The sequence below is a fragment of the Leptotrichia sp. oral taxon 215 str. W9775 genome (genome assembly GCF_000469505.1).
Taxonomy (GTDB): domain Bacteria; phylum Fusobacteriota; class Fusobacteriia; order Fusobacteriales; family Leptotrichiaceae; genus Leptotrichia_A.
In genome coordinates this window covers 24288-42655 of record NZ_KI272824.1, presented here as the reverse complement: position 1 = coordinate 42655, position 18368 = coordinate 24288, and the positions used below count along the sequence as shown (strand labels likewise).

Annotated in this window: 18 protein-coding genes; all 18 read right to left on the bottom strand. The window is 32.0% G+C overall.

The window, feature by feature from the left end; translation table 11 throughout:
• Nucleotides 1–20: 20 nt before the first annotated feature.
• Nucleotides 21–857, bottom strand: a complete 837-nt coding sequence (locus HMPREF1984_RS00430; RefSeq protein ID WP_021765882.1) for an energy-coupling factor transporter transmembrane protein EcfT — start codon at nt 855–857, stop codon at nt 21–23.
• Nucleotides 858–2588 carry an ABC transporter ATP-binding protein gene (locus tag HMPREF1984_RS00425; protein WP_021765881.1) on the bottom strand — a complete coding sequence of 577 codons (1731 nt, stop codon included), beginning with the start codon at nt 2586–2588 and terminating at the stop codon, nt 858–860.
• 81 nt (nt 2589–2669) lie between these two features.
• Nucleotides 2670–3212 carry an ECF-type riboflavin transporter substrate-binding protein gene (locus HMPREF1984_RS00420; RefSeq protein ID WP_021765880.1) on the bottom strand — a complete coding sequence of 181 codons (543 nt, stop codon included), beginning with the start codon at nt 3210–3212 and terminating at the stop codon, nt 2670–2672.
• 60 nt (nt 3213–3272) lie between these two features.
• Nucleotides 3273–3758, bottom strand: coding sequence for a dCMP deaminase family protein (locus HMPREF1984_RS00415; protein WP_021765879.1), 486 nt, complete (start codon nt 3756–3758; stop codon nt 3273–3275).
• 23 nt (nt 3759–3781) lie between these two features.
• Entirely contained in the window at nt 3782–5122 is a 1341-nt protein-coding gene (gene xseA / locus HMPREF1984_RS00410; RefSeq protein ID WP_021765878.1) for an exodeoxyribonuclease VII large subunit, read from the bottom strand.
• Nucleotides 5123–5167: 45 nt separating this feature from the next.
• A complete protein-coding gene (locus HMPREF1984_RS00405; RefSeq protein ID WP_021765877.1) occupies nt 5168–5713 on the bottom strand; it encodes a hypothetical protein in 546 nt (181 codons plus the stop codon).
• Between the two features lie 32 nt (nt 5714–5745).
• Nucleotides 5746–6096: an arsenate reductase family protein gene (locus HMPREF1984_RS00400; RefSeq protein ID WP_021765876.1), complete on the bottom strand. Its 351-nt coding sequence runs from the start codon at nt 6094–6096 to the stop codon at nt 5746–5748.
• A gap of 109 nt (nt 6097–6205) precedes the next feature.
• Entirely contained in the window at nt 6206–8179 is a 1974-nt protein-coding gene (gene uvrB, locus HMPREF1984_RS00395) for an excinuclease ABC subunit UvrB (protein ID WP_021765875.1), read from the bottom strand.
• Nucleotides 8180–8426: 247 nt separating this feature from the next.
• A complete protein-coding gene (locus HMPREF1984_RS00390; RefSeq protein ID WP_036099226.1) occupies nt 8427–9119 on the bottom strand; it encodes a hypothetical protein in 693 nt (230 codons plus the stop codon).
• A gap of 296 nt (nt 9120–9415) precedes the next feature.
• Nucleotides 9416–9784 (bottom strand): TIGR02328 family protein, encoded by a 369-nt coding sequence (locus tag HMPREF1984_RS00385; RefSeq protein WP_021765873.1) that lies wholly within the window; start codon nt 9782–9784, stop codon nt 9416–9418.
• Nucleotides 9768–10172 carry a YbgA family protein gene (locus HMPREF1984_RS00380; RefSeq protein WP_021765872.1) on the bottom strand — a complete coding sequence of 135 codons (405 nt, stop codon included), beginning with the start codon at nt 10170–10172 and terminating at the stop codon, nt 9768–9770. Before HMPREF1984_RS00380 ends, HMPREF1984_RS00385 begins: the two co-directional genes overlap by 17 nt.
• Before the next feature lie 217 nt (nt 10173–10389).
• A complete protein-coding gene (locus HMPREF1984_RS00375) occupies nt 10390–12036 on the bottom strand; it encodes a PTS transporter subunit EIIC (RefSeq protein WP_021765871.1) in 1647 nt (548 codons plus the stop codon).
• 74 nt (nt 12037–12110) lie between these two features.
• Nucleotides 12111–13472: an ABC transporter substrate-binding protein gene (locus HMPREF1984_RS00370; protein ID WP_021765870.1), complete on the bottom strand. Its 1362-nt coding sequence runs from the start codon at nt 13470–13472 to the stop codon at nt 12111–12113.
• 64 nt (nt 13473–13536) lie between these two features.
• Nucleotides 13537–14382, bottom strand: coding sequence for a carbohydrate ABC transporter permease (locus HMPREF1984_RS00365; RefSeq protein WP_021765869.1), 846 nt, complete (start codon nt 14380–14382; stop codon nt 13537–13539).
• Nucleotides 14383–14393: 11 nt separating this feature from the next.
• Entirely contained in the window at nt 14394–15290 is an 897-nt protein-coding gene (locus tag HMPREF1984_RS00360) for a carbohydrate ABC transporter permease (RefSeq protein ID WP_021765868.1), read from the bottom strand.
• Nucleotides 15291–15357: 67 nt separating this feature from the next.
• Complete coding sequence (locus HMPREF1984_RS00355) at nt 15358–16320, bottom strand: acetylxylan esterase (protein ID WP_021765867.1); 963 nt, start codon at nt 16318–16320, stop codon at nt 15358–15360.
• Between the two features lie 197 nt (nt 16321–16517).
• On the bottom strand, nt 16518–16916 hold the full coding sequence (locus HMPREF1984_RS00350; RefSeq protein WP_021765866.1) for a DUF488 domain-containing protein: 399 nt from the start codon (nt 16914–16916) through the stop codon (nt 16518–16520).
• Nucleotides 16909–18258 (bottom strand): APC family permease, encoded by a 1350-nt coding sequence (locus tag HMPREF1984_RS00345; RefSeq protein WP_021765865.1) that lies wholly within the window; start codon nt 18256–18258, stop codon nt 16909–16911. The genes HMPREF1984_RS00350 and HMPREF1984_RS00345 overlap by 8 nt, the downstream gene beginning before the upstream one ends.
• Nucleotides 18259–18368: the final 110 nt, after the last annotated feature.

Below are 18368 nucleotides of genomic sequence, written 5' to 3'. Positions count from 1 at the left end.
TAATTTCATAATAAAAACTGTTATTTCACAAATATGTTGTAAAATCTTCCGTTATTCACTTTTATAAGTATAAGTGCAACAACAACAAATACCGCTGTTATAAAAATCGCCACTATGTCAGATGTTTTCATTTTTCGTGCCTGATACCATGTACGCTTATTCTTTTTTCCAAATCCTCTTAAAACCATTGCATTACTTATAACATCTATTTTATCAAGACTTGAAAATATTAGTGGAAGTAACGTGTAGGATATATTTTTTATTCTCGTTGTCAGTTTTACATTTTTTGAAATATCTATCCCTTTTGCCTGCTGTGCCTTACTAATTGTAATAAAATCTTCCTGAACTGTCGGTATATATCTCAGTGCAATTGATACTGCATAAGAAAATTTATATGGTACCCCTATCCTGTTCAGTGAAGATGCAAATTCACTTGGATGAGTTGTTATTACAAATAGCAGACCAACAGGAATAACCGAAAAATATTTTATAAATATATTAAATTCATAAAACAGCTGCTCCTGAGTTACTATATAATTTCCAAAAATTTTAAAAATGTCATGCTGTGTTCCATATATTTTTGTCCCTTCCAGAGGAGAAAATAAAAATATCATTAGCAGATTAAGTATCAGAAAAATAGAAATCAGATAAAATACAATTTTTATTTCCTTAAATCTTATTTTTGAAACTTTAAACAATATAAAACCTAAAACTGTTAAAAATATTAACAATCTTGTATCATAAGTAAGCATAATTGCTGTTGTCCATAACAGGAAACATATCAGTTTTGCTGCTCCATTCAGTCTATGTATTATTGAATCTTTTTCTATATATTCCAGTAAAAACGTACTTGCCATCTAATCACCCGCCTTCTGATGATATTTTTCAAAGTTAACAAAAGTTCTTATAAGTTCTTCTGAATTTATTCCAGCCTTTTCAGCCATATAGTGAAGTGAAGTTTCCTTAAGATTTGCTTCTTTGAGTATTTTTTTGTCAGCCAGAATTTCTGCAGGATTTCCTTCTTTTATAACCTGACCGTCATTGAAAACATAAGCTTTGTCAGTATATTCCAACATCAGATGCATATCATGCGTAATAAAAAGTATCGTAATTCTATATTCGTTCAGCTGTTTCAAAAATTCCATTATTTCCCTGTAATGAAATAAATCCTGTCCTGCAGTCGGTTCATCCACTATTATGATTTCCGGCTGTAATATTAGTACAGAAGCTATTGTTACCCTTTTTTTCTGCCCATAGCTAAGTGCTTTTATAGGCCAGTTTCTGAAGGGCTTAAGTTTACATATTTCCAAGATTTCAAGCACTCTTTTGTCTATTTCATCTGGTGAAACGCCTCTAGTTTGAAGCCCAAGAGCCACCTCATCAAAAACTGTCACCTTGGAAATCATCGCATTTGGATTCTGCAGTACAAATCCTATTTTTTCTGCCCTTTCAGTTATACTTTCATTACTTATATCTCTATTCTTATAATAGATTTTTCCTTCATCCTGTTTTTCAAATCCAGTAATAACTTTTGAAAGTGTTGACTTTCCGGCTCCATTTGAACCTACAATACTTATCATTTCTCCTTTTTTTATATTTATATTGACATTTTTCAATATTTTTCTTTTTTCATTATATGAAAAGGAAATATTTTCAAGCTTCAGCATTGTTTCTGAGTCTTTTTTCTGTCCTTCCACCTGATTATGCTCTATCCATTTCAGTATATTTTCCTTCAATTCAGAAAAATTAATTTTTTCAACATTAGAAATATCCTGATATTTTTCGAGATTAACATTACTATATTTTAGTGCCGAAATATACAATGGCTCCCTTATATTCATTTCTGTAAGAATATTTCCCTTCAGGATATTATCAGGTGTATCATCTGCCACTACCCTTCCCTTATCCACAACAATAATTCTGTCAACTTTTCTATGTAGCACATCTTCCAGCCTGTGTTCAATAATTACTGTAGTAATTCCTCCTTTTCCATGAAGTTCATCTATCAGTTCAATGGCATATTTTCCACTTAGCGGATCAAGATTTGCCAAAGGCTCATCATAAAGAAATATCTTCGTATCATCAACCATTATTCCAGCAAGGGAAACCTTCTGTTTCTGCCCACCTGACAAGTCATGAGGTTTTAAATCCAGCAATTTTTCAATTTTTACAAATTCTGCTATTTCCCTAACTTTATTTTTCATAATTTCAGTTTCAACTTCATCATTTTCCAGTACAAAGGCTATATCTTCTGCAACACTCAGCCCTACAAACTGGGCATCTGAGTCCTGAAGAACTGTTCCTACGTACTTGGAATGTTCAAATATTTCATTTAGCTGTTTACCATAAATTTCAATTTTTCCTGTTTTACTTCCCTTATAAAAATATGGTGCCAATCCATTTATACAATGTCCCATTGTACTTTTCCCGGAACCTGAAGGCCCTATTATGACAACTTTTTCTCCTTCATATATTTTAAGGTTTATATCATACAATGTCGATTCTGACTGACTTTCATACTGAAATGTAAAATTTTCAAAATTTACAGCAACTTTTCTAACATCTTTGTTTCCTCTAATTTCTTCCAAGAATTTTTCCTCCCTGTTATTTAAAATACCCGCCTAATCTGTCAGCATTACTACTAACTAGAAAATGCGGGTTATTTAAAACTATTCTTTCTTCAGGCTTCCCTTACTTACAATTGTTTTTGAGAAAGCAAATATAAGAATTGTTCCTAATACTGCAACAACAAAAGCATTACTCAATGCCGCAGCAAATCCCTGTATAAATACTTTTCCCTGAGGCTCTTTATATATTACAATATCCAGAACTGGTGCTATAACTACCCAAGTCAGTAAACTTATAATTATATCTCCTATTATAAATTTTACAGCTTTTGCCTTGTCAAAATTTTCAGGCTTAATCATTTTTCCTAAAAGTCCCATACCTATTCCGAAAAATGCAGTGGCTACAACCCAGCTGAACCATACATTTCCATAAGATAGGATGTCATTAAGTGTATGTCCTATAAATCCTACTCCCAGTCCAACTACCGGACCATAAATAAATGCCATTAATGCCAGAAAAGCATAAGTAACCTGTAATGTAGTATTTGGAATTGGAGTTGGAATTGCTGCAAATCTTGACAACACAATATAAACTGCCGCTCCTATACCCATTGCTACTACTTTTTTAATTGAATTTGCTTCCATTTATATCACCTCTTATAAATTTTTATTACTTTTTTATTATATACTAATATTGATTTTTTCTCAATCCTTAAAGATTATATTTATTTTTTCTTTTTCCATTTTAAGATGCTCTGTTTTAACCCCTGCATTTTCAAAAATTCTTCTTGAAGCCTTTGTCGAATCCAGAGATTTATGCTTATCAGAAAAATATATTACCTTTTTTATTCCTGACTGTACAATTGCCTTTGCACATTCATTACATGGAAAATGCGTTACATAAATAGTACAATTTTTAAGAGATTTTATACTGTTAAGAATGGCATTTAATTCAGCGTGTACAACATATGGATATTTTGTTTCCAGAAATTCACCTTCTTTATCCCATGGCATATTATCATCAGAACTTCCCATTGGAAATCCATTGTATCCGATTCCTATTATTTTTTTATCCTCGTCTATGATACATGCTCCCACTTGCGTAGACGGATCTTTACTTCTCATACCGGATAGAAATGCTATCCCCATAAAATACTCATCCCATGATAAATAATCATTTCTTTTTGACATTTATTATACCTCGCTTTCATATTTTATTTAACAGTACTTTTCACCTTCATATCAGCAAACATTGTTTCAATAACATCTGATTTACTTAACTCTATTCCACGTTTTACAATTTTTCCATTTTTTCTCGTTATTGTATAACCTTGTTTCAGTATATCATCCACTGAATATTTTGAAAGTTTTGCTGCTTTCAGCTGTAGTTCTTTCCTAAGTTCCTTCAATTTTTCCTTTATTTCAGTATTCAGCTCTTTTTCAAGTATTTCCAGATGTTGTCTTTTCTCGTTTATAATCAATCTCAAATCAACTTTATCAAATCTTTTTTTTCTGTACTCAAACTGTTCCCTTGACTTTTCCACAATTCTTCTCAGTTCCCTTGTTATTCTCTGTTCCTTTTCCATCAGCTGAAATTTTTTCTCATTCAGTGTTCCTACAAAATTTTTGATATAGTAGCTATTTTTTCTCTGCTCCAGTTCCTTTTTCATAAATGCAACTTTATTTAAAAGAAGCTTATTTACAGTGTTTTTTCTCAGCATAAGGGCATTTACAAGTTCTTCCTTCACAGGGATAAGTATTTCTGCAGCCTGAGTAGGAGTTGCCGCCCTTCTATCTGCAACAAGGTCAGAAAGAAGATTGTCAATTTCATGTCCGACTGCTGAAATAACAGGTATTTCTGATTTAAAAATTGCTTCTATTACAGGCTCTTCATTGAAGGACCACAAATCTTCAATACTTCCTCCACCACGACCAACAATAAGTACATCTGTATCAAGCTGACCTTCATTTTTCATTCTGTTGAAAAACTCTATCCCTGAAGCCACTTCAACTGCAGAACCTTCCCCCTGAACTTTTGCAGGATAAAGATAAATATTTACATTTCTGAATCTTTTATGTGTCGTATTTATTATATCCCTTATTGCAGCACCTGTTTCCGCCGTTACTACTCCCACATTTACAGGCAGTTGAGGTAATGGCTTTTTATTTGAATCATCAAAATATCCCTTTTCAAGATACATTTTTTTTAACATTTCAAGCTTCTCAAACAGAGATCCTAATTTATTAGTTTTTTCAAGTGTCTCTGCAATTATCTGAAATGAACCGTTTGCTTCATATACTGTGGCACTTCCCATTATTTTTACATGGTCGCCTTCCTTCAAATCAGTTGGAATATTTTTATAAATATATTTAAATATAGCACACTTTACACTTGATTTATCATCCTTAAGCGTGAAGTAAAGATGGCCTGAACGATAATATGTTATATTTGACAGTTCTCCCTGAATATACATATTCCTGAAAGTTGGAGTTCCTTCCAGATATTGTTTTACCGCCCTGTTTACTTCACTGACTGAAAATATAGTCTGTTCCATTTTATCCCCCTATGTTTAAATTTTATTTTTTCCTGAATTATTAACCTATTTATTTTTTTCTATTTTCATTTTTAATTTCGTATATTCTTTTAATTTATTTCTCAGGATGTCAATACGTTTACCGAATAAAAATCCTATTGAAAAAATTATATGCATTGCTCCACAATATAAATAGATTATTTTAAGCGAATCCAATATTATCGCATAAGGATCTACTTTTTCCGTATAATACTTATATATAAAATAGAACAGTATCGCTGACATTATAAATCCCAATGTATATTTATTCGTTCTTTTTAACTCCTTTTCTGTCCATTTACCTAAAAAATATGAAATTACAGCTACTATTAGTAAACAGAAAAGGAAAGTTATACTGACAAAAATATCTTCTGCTGTTTCTGACATTTCTAAGAATGGTAAAATTTTTGAAATTTTATCTCCTAAAGTTACTATAGTTAATACTAGAATTATATACACAAAAGGATATATAAACTGCTGAAATATAAAATAGATAATGGTAAACACGGTTATCAGCAGCCCATGATTTAAAATCATATCCTCTTTTTTTATATCTTCTTTTTTCATTTCCATATTTTTTCACCTGTCAGATTTTTTCTTATTTTTTATAACAGTTTTTCCCTGTATTCATCTTCCTTGAATCCAATAAGTGCAAATGTCCTGTTTACAAGAATAGGCCTTTTTAAAAGCATTCCATCAGAAGCAAGAAGTTCCAGTTTTTCCTTTTCAGTCATATCCTTCAATTTTTCCTTCAAATTCAGTTCTTTATAGACCCTCCCGCTTGTATTGAACATTTTCTGAATAGGAAGTCCGCTTTTTTTGTAAATATCTTCAACTTCCTTTACAGTAAGATTTGCTTCCACAATATGTCTTTTTTCATAACCAATTTTATTTTCATCGAGCCATTTCAATGCTTTCTTACAAGTTCCACATGCTGGATAATAATATATTCTCATTTTCTTTTCTCCTTGATTTTTTCTTCAAATTTCTAAAAAATTTCCAAAACTTATAGTATCTCATAAATACATAATATTCTTATTTTTTGCTAATTTCCTTTTCTGCCGTTTACAATTCCAGCAGTATTTTTTTCAGTTCATTCATTTTATCACGAAGTTTTATCGCTTCTTCAAAATTAAGTTCTTCAGCCAGTTTCTTAATCTGTTTATCAAGATGTTTAATTTCCTTCTCAATTTCCGCCTGACTTTTGTAATTTTTCTTAATTTTGTCTACACTGTCTTCTTTTACAATTTCATAATCTACAATTGATTCGGCAATTTCCCTCTCAATTGATTTAGGATTAATATTATTTTCAATATTATACTGTTCCTGAATCTTTCTACGACGCTCCACTTCATCTATGGCTTCCTTCATGGAGCCTGTCACAGTATCTGCATACAGGATAACCTGTCCGTTCACGTTTCTTGCCGCCCTTCCCATTGTCTGAATTAATGAACGTCTCGAACGCAAATATCCTTCCTTATCTGCTTCAAGTATTGCCACAAGTGAAACTTCAGGAATATCCAGTCCTTCCCTCAAAAGGTTTATTCCCACAAGCACATCAAATTCACCTTTTCTAAGTCCTCTTATTATCTCAGTTCTTTCAAGCGTATCAATATCCGAGTGCATGTATTTTACCTTTATACCGTATTCCAGATAGTAGTCTGTAAGCTCTTCAGCCATTTTCTTCGTAAGTGTTGTAACAAGAACTCTTTCTTTCTTTGCAGTTCTTGTCTTTATTTCATCCATCAAGTCATCAATCTGATTTTTTGTAGGTCTTATTTCTATTCCAGGTTCAACAATTCCTGTTGGTCTTACAAGCTGCTCGATTATTTCTTCCTTTGACTGTTCCAGCTCGTAGTCACTTGGAGTTGCAGATATATACACTACCTGAGGAACTTTTGCAAAAAACTCTTCAAACTTAAGAGGTCTGTTGTCAAAAGCACTTGGCAACCTGAACCCATTATTTACAAGGGATTCTTTCCTTGCCCTGTCCCCCTTATACATTCCATTTATCTGGGGAACTGATATATGCGACTCATCAAGAAAAACCACCATATCATCAGGAAAATAATCCAGAAGTGTGTCAGGTGCCTCACCTTCCTTCTTTCCTGTAAGATATCTTGAATAATTTTCTACTCCTTTACAATATCCTATTTCAGCTATCATTTCAAGGTCATATTCTGTTCTCTGTTTGATTCTCTGGGCTTCCAGAAGTTTATTCTGTCTCTCAAAAAAATCTATCCTGTCATGAAGTTCTGCCTTTATGCTCTCAAACATCTTTTCTGAATCTTCAGTTGAAAGATAATGGGTTGCAGGCATTATTGTAAGTCTTTGAATGTCCCTTATTTTCTGTCCTGTAAGAGTATTAATCTCTGCAATGCTTTCAAGGTCATCTCCAAAAAATTCAAATCTGTATCCTGTATCCTGATAACTTGGATGTAAATCAAGTACATCCCCCTTTACCCTGAATTTTCCCCTCTCGAAGGCAATATCATTTCTCTCATATCTAAGGGAGATAAGTCTTCTGATTAACTCATTCCTATCAAATCCTGTTGCCACATCAATTGGTATTGAACGTTTTTTATATGCTTCAGGCGATCCCAATCCATATATTGCTGAAACAGAAGCCACTATTATTACATCACGCCGATTTAATAAAGCTGCTGTTGCCGCGTGTCTTAATTTATCTATTTCATCATTTATTGAAGAGTCTTTTTCTATATATGTATCCGTTTGCATTATATATGCTTCAGGCTGGTAATAATCATAATAGGAAACAAAATATTCCACAGCATTTTCAGGAAAAAACTGCTTATATTCATTATATAACTGGGCTGCCAGCGTCTTATTAGGAGCCATTATCAATGCAGGTCTGTTTATCCTTTCGATTACATTTGCCACTGTAAATGTCTTCCCTGATCCTGTAACTCCGAGAAGAATCTGATCTGTAATACCATTTTCAATATTTTCAACTATTTTATCTATTGCCTGTGGCTGGTCACCTGTAGGCTGAAATTTTGAATGTATTTTAAAATCCATTTTTTAGTTTCCTTCCTTCAATTTACCCTTTATTTCTTATAATTATATAAAATTTACCTAATAAAATCAATAAAGAAATCCAGTTTATTGCAATTTAAAATTTAGCTGAAAAATAAATAATATTATGTATTTTGAATATATAAAAACAGGGAATAAATTTTAACTCCCTGTTTTTCATTTTTTATAATATTCTAGAATTTATTCCAGCTCTCCCAGAAAACTTTTTCCATTTTCAGGCATTTCAACTTTATTTCACTCTCATTGCCTTATTAATCTCTCTAATATATTCTTCCAACTCTTTTGAAGTCCATTTTCCTTTAATTTTATCTAATTCCATTTCTCCATTAGAAACATCGTATTTTCTAGTTCTTTTAGCAGTCTCAAATTTTTCCTTCAATAGTTCCATATATAAATCCATCATTTTTGAAATATCTTCTACGTTATCTATTTTATTTTTTGGCAATTTACGTCCGTATCTTTTTAAAAATCTTCTTTCAATTTCTTTTTCATCTTTTCCATCAATATCTACTTCATCAATATCTATAATTTTTGTTTCATATTTCACATTTACTTTTGAATTTGATAAATATTCTATTTTTTTTATTTTAATTTCTGTAGTTTCAGCTACTAAAGCAAAAATTTTTGCATAATTTTCCACCATTATTTTTGTAACTTTTTTTACATCTTCCTTTTCCTTTTTAGTCATGTTTTTTGTATCTATTTCATTTTCAAAACCAAATTCTATAACATTGGAAAATGAAGAAAAAACTCCTTTGAAAGTTTCTTTTACAACATTTTTTAATCCTGCTTCTATTTCTCTATTTTCCTGACTTATCTGCTGTTCAGATAATGTAACTTTTTTACTTTTTTTTACTTCATATCCTTCTCCAAATAATTGCAGTGAAAATAGTAATAAAATAATTAATCCTAGTTTTTTCAAAAAAATCACTCCCTTAGTATTGTTTTTATGATAATTTCATACATTTTACTATTTTTCTTTAAAAAAATCTACTGTTATTTATTTTTCTGATATATTTTTTAAAGTATAGAACTATGACAACAAAACCATATCAGAAAAAATCTTAACCCATAATATAAAAATATTTATATATAATTTCAAAATATGAAAAAAATTTTATTAATAAAAAAACAGCTTCTGCTGTCCTAAAAAATTATTTTCTCTCCCTTTTCAGTTATTTTTTATAATATTCCAATACTCATTATCTCCTCTAAATTCTATACTTTTAGATGTATACCCTTATTTCTTAAATTTTCTATACATTCAGCCAGATATTCCTTATTATGCTCTTTGTAAATCGGGCTGCCTATAATTTCCTCTTTAAGATTATCGTATTTTACTGCTGTCCTCCCCCTATAATTTTTATCTTTCCATTCTGCAGAAACATTATATCCTCTTTTTTCCATCTCCTTCATAACTAATACATGGTAAATAAAAAGATGATATGGGGAATATGAAAACACATAGTCCACCGTTTTATGTTTCTTTTTCCATCCATTGCCCCTCAGAGCACAACATTCCCTATGTTGGCCAAGCAGCTGATTTTTTGGCAATAAATAGATAATTTTTTCATGCCATAGTCTCATATTGTTCTCCTGTTAATAAGGTTGATTTTTCTAAATATTCATTAGGGTATTTCTTTAGTAAAGTGTTAATGTATTCAATTACAGCATTTTGATTATTTTTTCCTTCCATATATTCATTTAATATATTAAATAATGTCTGTTTTTCAATTGTACTTGCTTTTTTTTTGAAATATCCCCATATATGAAGAACGGCATTCCTAAAATCTTTTTTACTCTCCTTCATATCTCTCGTTTCCTGTATTTTTTCATTTACCCATATAACATCCAATTCTTTTTCTTTCAGGTACTCCCTTATCTCCAGATATATTTTTTGCGATTTGCTTAGTACATAATATTTATTTTTTGCCCACAACTTTTCACATTCTCTTCTTATATCTTTGTGTCTCATATTTACACACCTCATTCCAAATATTCAAACTAAAACAAATCCCATATAATGTACCACTATTAATAAGAATCTCTAAATATTTCAAATGAAATTTTTGCTCTATTTACGTTACACCCTGGTACTATTACCCCCCCTGTATTCTATTTTACTTAATGACTATAGTACCATTTCTATTTTTTATCAAACTTCATTTTCTGTTTTTTCAAATTTTTATCTATTATACTCTATATTTCTCTCTTATCTTATTCTTGTATATTTCAGCCTGAGTTCCATAAACTACCTGTACACCATTTCCTGAACGCAGTACTCCTTTTGCCTGAAGCTCTTTCCATCTTGCATCATCAGAAACTTTAGAAGCATCTTTTACAGTAACTCTCAGTCTTGTAATACATGCATCAATATTATCTATATTGTCAACTCCACCTAGTGCAGTTACGATATCATCAATAAGTTCCTGCCCTTGTCCTTCTTCTCCCTTATTCTTAGATTCATTGTAATCTTTTCTTGTGTAAAGTTTATTTTCAGAATCTCCTCTACCTGGAGTAGGAATATTGAATTTTAATATTAATGTTTTAAATACAAAGTAATAAATTACCGCATATACAGGCCCTAATATAAGTATCCAGTAATATGAAGTTTTTGCCGGTCCCTGTAAAAGACCAAAAAATGTAAAGTCAATTATACCTCTCGAGAAGGTAATTCCCACTGCTACATTCAACACATACATAAGCATATATGCCAGTCCTTCAAGTATTGCGTGAATTACATATAATACCGGTGCTACAAAAAGGAATGTAAATTCAATTGGTTCAGTTATTCCTGTCAGGAATGAAGTTAATGCTGCAGATATAAGTATTCCTTTTACCGCCGCCTTGTTCTTGTCATCAGCAGTTCTGTACATTGCAAGTGCTGCCGCTGGAAGTCCAAACATCATAGGAAGGAATCCCCCTGTCATTGTTTTTGTTGCTGCCGCACTGAAATGTTTTATAGATGGATCTGCAAGCTGTGCAAAGAATATATTCTGTCCACCGGCTACCATTTTTCCTGCTACTTCCTGATATCCTCCAAGTTGAGTATACCAGAACAGTGGATATATTGCGTGATGTAATCCGAATACATTTAACAATCTCATTGTAAATCCATAGAAGAAAGTTCCTACTGCTCCTGTTGCCGCAAATATTTCTCCAGCCTTTACAATTCCCATAAAAATTGTTGGCCAGATGAATGGAAATATTGCTGCCAATGGAATAAACAGAATAATTGTCATTACAGGTACAAATCTGTTCCCACTAAAGAATGCCAAATAATCAGGAAGAACTTTATCAGAAAATTTATTTGTAATTGCTGATGCAACTATACCACATATAATTCCTCCAAAAACTCCTGTCTGCAATGTAAATATTCCAAGTTCTTTTGCATAAAGTGCCGCAGTTCCTCTTGCCGCAGCTTCTCCAAGTCCTTTAGCAACAAGTGCATCATAAGTTACAGAATCAGGTGTTATTCCTTTAAATCCTAAAATTGTTCCTATTATAGTATGAAAAAGTAAAAATCCTAAAACTGCTGATAATGCCGCTGTTTCTTTATTTTTATTTGCAAGTCCTATTGCAACTCCTACCGCAAACAGTAAAGGTAAATTTGCAAAAACGAACAATCCTGTATTTGAAAACAGCTGCATCAGATAGTTTAAAGGTGTTCCTGGTTCTAAAAAAGTAAGATTATAAGTTTTTATTAAAACTGGATTAGTAAAAGAACCCCCAACTCCTAAAAGTATTCCCGCCATTGGTAATACTGCTATTGGTAACATAAATGCCCTACCAATTTTCTGTAATACTGCAAAAATATTATTTTTCATTTTAAATGTCATATTGGAGCTACCTTAAAAGTCAGCAGCTCCAATATTCTCCTTTCTTTTCTAAGCTTTACTTTTAATTTTCTATTCTATTTCTTTAATGCAAGAGAATTTTTCTGTTCTTTTTCTATTACTCTGTTTCCTTGTTCCACATAAGAATCTAAAGCTTGTTTAGGATTTTTTGCTCCTGTAAACACTGCCTGTAATTCAGGGAATAACAAGTTTCTCAATTCAGCATATCCTGGTGTATTGTTTGAGAAATTGAATATATATTTTGCATTTTCCTGGTAAGCTTTTAAGAATGGTAATTCTCCAGCAACTTCCTTAGCAACTGAATCTCTTACCGGAATAACATTTTTAGAAGCTTTTACAAGTTCTTTATTAGAGCTGAAGAATTTAACAAATTTCTTTGCTGCTTCCATTTTAGCTTTATTTCCTGTATTAAATACCATTCCACCAACTATATAAGTAACTGATAAAGGTCCTTTTTCTCCAGGAATATTTGCAAGTCTTACATCAAATTTTCCAACTTTTCCTGCTTCCATGTCTGCTTTTATATTCATCATAAGGTTATTATTTGCAAAACTGATTGCAACCTTCTGATTTTGGAATAATCCAAGAACATCATTTGAAGAAAGGCTTTCAGGACCACTGTTTGTATACCCTGCTTTTCTCCAGTCATCAAGTTTTGTAAGAGCTTTTACTCCCGCTTCATCATTTACAACAAGTTTTCCATCTTCACCGAAATAAGGCGAACCATACATTCTTAAATATGCTACGTTCCATGTATCAGCTTGGTTATTTTTAGCATACAGTCCCATAGGAGCAACATCTTGAGGTAATTTTTCCCTTAATGTTTTTAATATTTCTTCATATTCTTCCAAAGTCCATGTAGCTATTTCATGTTCTCCTTTAATGTATTTATCAAGTCCTGCTTTTCTGAACATGTCAGCATTGTACATTAATGTTCCAGGGTTATTTCCAAATGGATAGAAGTATGTTTTTCCACCTATCTGAACATTATCCCATATTGCTTGTGGAATATCTTTTTTAGTTTCTTCATCAATTATATCATCAACAGGTGCAAGTACTCCCATGTGTGCATACTGTGTCATAGCAAAAATTGATTCAAAGAATGCATCAGGCAATGTTTTTGTCTGTATTGCAACACTTAACTTGTCTGAACGCTGATCTCCAGGTATTACCTGAACATTAACTGTAATATTAGGATTTTCCTTCTTAAATTCTTCTGCCGCTTTCTTAAGGAAACTGTCATAGTCAGCTCCTTCTTCTTTAGCATCATAAACACCCTTCCACTGAGGAGTAAGCCATATATCGATAGTTACAGGTCCGTCAGCAGTTTCACCACCGGCATCCTTCTTTCCTCCACAGCTTACAACTAATAATAAAGACATTATTACCAATAATAAACTTGAAAATTTCTTTAACATTCTTTTACCTCCTGATTTTATTTATTATTTTTTTTATTACCACAAATTAAATATTAATATGCATTTATTCCTTAACTGCTCCTGAAGATATTCCTCTTGTGAAATATTGCTGGAACAGAATAAATATTATTATCATAGGAAGCGAAGCAACTGCCGCTCCTGCAACCTTCAATCCAAAGTTAGGATTTAAATCCTGCATAAGTCCTGCCACTCCAACTGTCAGTGTGCTTATCTGTTTGTTTACTGACATCAGTAACTGCCATAGATAATCATTCCACACAGTTACAAAGTTTAGAATAAACAGTGCACCTATTCCCGGTTTTGCTATTGGAAGCATTATTTTATAGAATACTTGCCATTCTGTTGCTCCCTCTATTTTAGCTGATTCCCTTATTGAGTCAGGAATCTGTTCAAAAAATCCTTTAAGCAGGAATACTCCAAAACATGTCGCCAGATTTGGTACTATGAATGCCTGGTAAGTATTCATCCAATTAAATGTAGTAACTATTTTAAATAGAGGAATTATAAATGTTTCCTTCGGTATCATAAGAGACCCTATAAACATATAATATATGAAATTACTTCCTTTAAATTTAAGTTTTGCAAAAGCATAGGCCGCCAGTGATGAAATAATAACTGTCAGCACCGTTGTTACAAATGATACAAAAAAACTGTTGAAAAGCCATCTCATTGCAGGCTGATTATGAAACAGTTCCTTATAATTTCCTAGATAGATATACTTAGGAAACCAGTCTGGAGGCATTTTATAAATATCTGCAGATGTTTTTACAGAATTTAGTATCAACCATACTAACGGCATCAAGGCAGCTATTGCCAGTACAAAAACTATAACATTGGCAATTACGTCATATGCTCCCATTCTTTTTATCCTAGATTTTAAATTTATCATTTTCCGCCTCCTTATTTTTTATCTCCAAATGCTTTAAACTGAGGTATCGAAAGTAATACAGCAAATATAAACATTAGCACTCCTACAGCTGCCGCAACTCCTCTATTATTGTATACAAACGCATTCTGATACAGATAGTACATCATCGTAACCGAAGCATTATTAGGTCCACCACCTGTTAATAACTGAATTACTACGAATATTTTCAATACTGCGATTATATTTATAACTGTTAAATAAAGCGTTGTAGGTTTTACCAGAGGAATTAATATTTTTGTTATTCTCTGCCATCTTGAAGCTCCATCTATTTCCGCAGCTTCAAAATAATCAGAAGGAATTCCTATCATTGCCGCAATGTACAGGATTATTGATTGTCCGACATTTCCTACAAAAGTTACAAAAATAATCGTATACATTACTATTTTTGCATTTCCTAGTAAACTTACATTTTTTATTCCTATTTCATTGAATAAATATGTTATAAGACCATTGGCAGGATTAAGTAAAAAGTTCCATACCATACTCATTACAACCATTGAAACCATTACCGGTAAATAGTAACTTCCTCTTATAAATGAAATATATCTTGGATTTTTATCATATACAGTCGTTGCAACAAACAGTCCAAAAACAATTGTCAGAAAAACAATTCCTATTACAAATAGAATTGTATTTAACATTGATTTCATAAAAACAGGATCCTGAAACAGTTCCTTATAGTTGTCCAGACCTACAAAAATTTCTTCTGCATAAGTCGATCTGAATAAACTCATTTTAAATCCTTCAAATATTGGATATAGTATAAATACTATGAACAAAAGTAACTGTGGCAGAATAAATAGATATCCAGTTATAGGATTTTCAATACCTTTTGATTTTTTCAAAATCACACTTCCTGTTTTCGCCATTAATTCGACCTCCTTTATTTTTTATAATCTAAATTTATTATCAAATCATTTCCATTAATAACCACTTTTACTCTATACTGCTTCCTGTAGCCCAGTTGAATATTTTATCCTGCACCTTCACATTCATTGCCTCATGGGAATATTCAGGCATTACAAGAAGCTTTTTCTCACATTCAAGATTATTATACACTGCAAACTGAGTTTCAGGCGGACATACATCATCCATAAGACTCGCAATAAACACTAATTTTCCTTTTATCTTATGTGCAAAATTCTTTACATCAATATATGAAAGTGTATTGAAAAACTCTTCCTCCGTCTCATGAAATGGGTCTATAAATTTAAAATATCTGTAAAGTTCCACGTAAGCCTCTGTAATTGTATGCATTTCCACAACTTTTTTATAATCACTCAGAAAAGGATAAATTATAAAGCTGTCCTTTATATTTTGATTTAGTGCTGCACACACTAGGGAGAGTGCTCCTCCCTGGGATTCTCCGTAAACTTTTATATTTTCTTTATCAGTAAATTCAAAATTTTCAATAATTTTAGATAACAGATACGTATCCAGATAAACATCCTTGTAAAAAAGTTTATCTCTTCCTTCTTTTACACCTTTTACAATATGACCCCTAACTGTTATTCCATCAAAAATGCCGTTATCCTGCGATTTCCCGGCCTGACCTCTCACATCCATCATTGCCAGTCCCATTCCCGAAGCAACAATTCCTATATTTCTGCTCCAGTCTGAACTCTGACCCTGATATCCATGAAATTTCAATACAAACGGAATCTTTTTATCCTTCACTTCTTTAGGAATTATCAGTTTTGAATAAATTCTGGCTCCTCCTGTTCCGTTAAAATACAAATCATAACATTCTGCAAAAGGTATACCAAAATCCTTTTTAATCATTTCATATTTTAATTCCTTTTCAAAAAACTCATCAGCCTTTCTGATTTCTTCATTCCAGAATTCATCAAAGTCATCAGGAAAAGGGCTTATTCCTTTATAATTCAAATATTTTTCCATGATTATATTTTTATCCCTTCAATTTTTATATTTTCTCCATTAAAATTTTACTGAGTTTTACATTATAAGTTTACCCTATTTTTTCATTTTGTAAATAGCCTAATAAAAAAAAATTTCATTTTTAAAAATGAAATTTTTCCCTACTTTTCTATAATTGAAAGTTATTCTATTTTTTTATGTAATTCAAATTAAAGCTGTTATTTTTTAACACACTCCATTTTATATCCTTCTTCTTCCAATTTCTTCTCAATATATTTCCTCAAGATTGGAATATGACTAAGTTCAGGAGTTTTACTGGCAAAAACAAATGTAACATTTTCTTTTTCCAGTTCCTCTTTTATTTTTTGAAGAAATTGACTAAAATAAGGGTTTTTCTTCAACTCATCAGAATATTTTTCAGAAAATGTTTCAAAACTGATTTTCCCTTTATGATAATCTTCCCTAAGTTCTTTTGTTGGGGTAATTTCCTTAGCCCAATAACTGATTCCGGCATTTTCCTTTTTTATTCCCCTTGCCCAGAGTCTGTCAACAAATACTCTGAATCCATCGTCATCTTCAGCTTTTTCATAAATTCTTTTCCAAATTAATCTATTCATATGTCTCATTCCTTTTCACAAAATAATACACTATCATTCCTGAGCCTGTCAAAGCCAGTCCTGTCAATGCTAACGCAGTCTGTGTCAACAAGGCGCTTACTAAAACAACTATTCCTCCTATTATAGCCACTACCGGTACAAAAGGATACAATGGCACTCTATAAGGTCTTTCAATGTCAGGACAGTCTTTACGGAATTTAATTACTCCTACAAAGGCAAGTAGATTGAAAATCCACCAGCTGAACATTGCCATATCAGCCAATGTATTAAATGTTCCTAAAAAAGTCATAGTTCCTCCTATTACAAACATTAAAACAAAACTTGCAAAGGATGTTTTAAACTTTGGATGAAGTTTAGTAAATTTTTTACTATATGGCAGTTCGTTGTGCAGAGCCATTATATATGGTATTCTTGTTGAAATAAGTACACTTCCATTCAATGTTCCAAAAACAGAAATCAATATTCCTACTGTTATAAGTTTAGCACCTATTCCCTTTCCAAGAAGTATGGAAGCCACATCTGCGGCAGGAGTAGAAGTTTTCATCAGAATTCCCGCAGGTAAAACATATAAATATGCAAGATTAATAATAAAATATACAACACAGACTCCTATTATTCCAACTGTAATTGCTTTTGGAAGATCTTTTCCCGGATTTTTCATTTCTCCTGCAATTGTTCCCGCATGCTGCCATCCGTCATAAGCAAACATACATGACAGAATTGCCGCACCAAATATTGTAAGATTTCCTCCGGCACTTCCGCCAACTGGAAGAACTGGAGTTAAGTTTGATACAGAACCTCCGTCAAAAAAGAAAGCCGCAATGACAATAACAATTATTGGCATCAGCTTTGCCACCGTCAATATATTTGTAATTATCCCTCCTGCTTTTGCCCCCATAAAATTCATTACAAACAGAAATATTATAAATGAAATTGCAATAATATTCTGATAGGAAGAATCAATGTTAAACAGTTTGCTTAACTGTAATGAAATAACATTTGCCTGTGCTGACATATATGCTGGCCAGAATACAAAAGCATAAGTCCATCCTGCCAGGTATCCTACTTTTTCCCCAAATATTCTTTTTAGCCACGTAACCATTCCACCAGTTTCCGGAATAGCTCCAGACAGTTCAGCTACCGTAAGTCCTCCACATAAATTAATTATACCTGCTGAAACCCATGCCAGCAGTGCAAATCCCGGAGTCGCCTTAGTTATTTCAAGCACTCCCTGTGTTTTAAAAAATATTCCCGATCCTATTATCATGTTAACTACAAGAAATGTAGCAGTCGGTAGTCCCAGTACTCTTTTTAAAGAATGTTCCTTTTTTGTCTTTTGCATTTATTTTCACCATTAAAAACCTAATCATTTATAACAATTATTATCTTTAAACCTTTCTTTCCAAATTTACAACATAGTAATGTTTTCCCCATAAAACATCATTTTATATT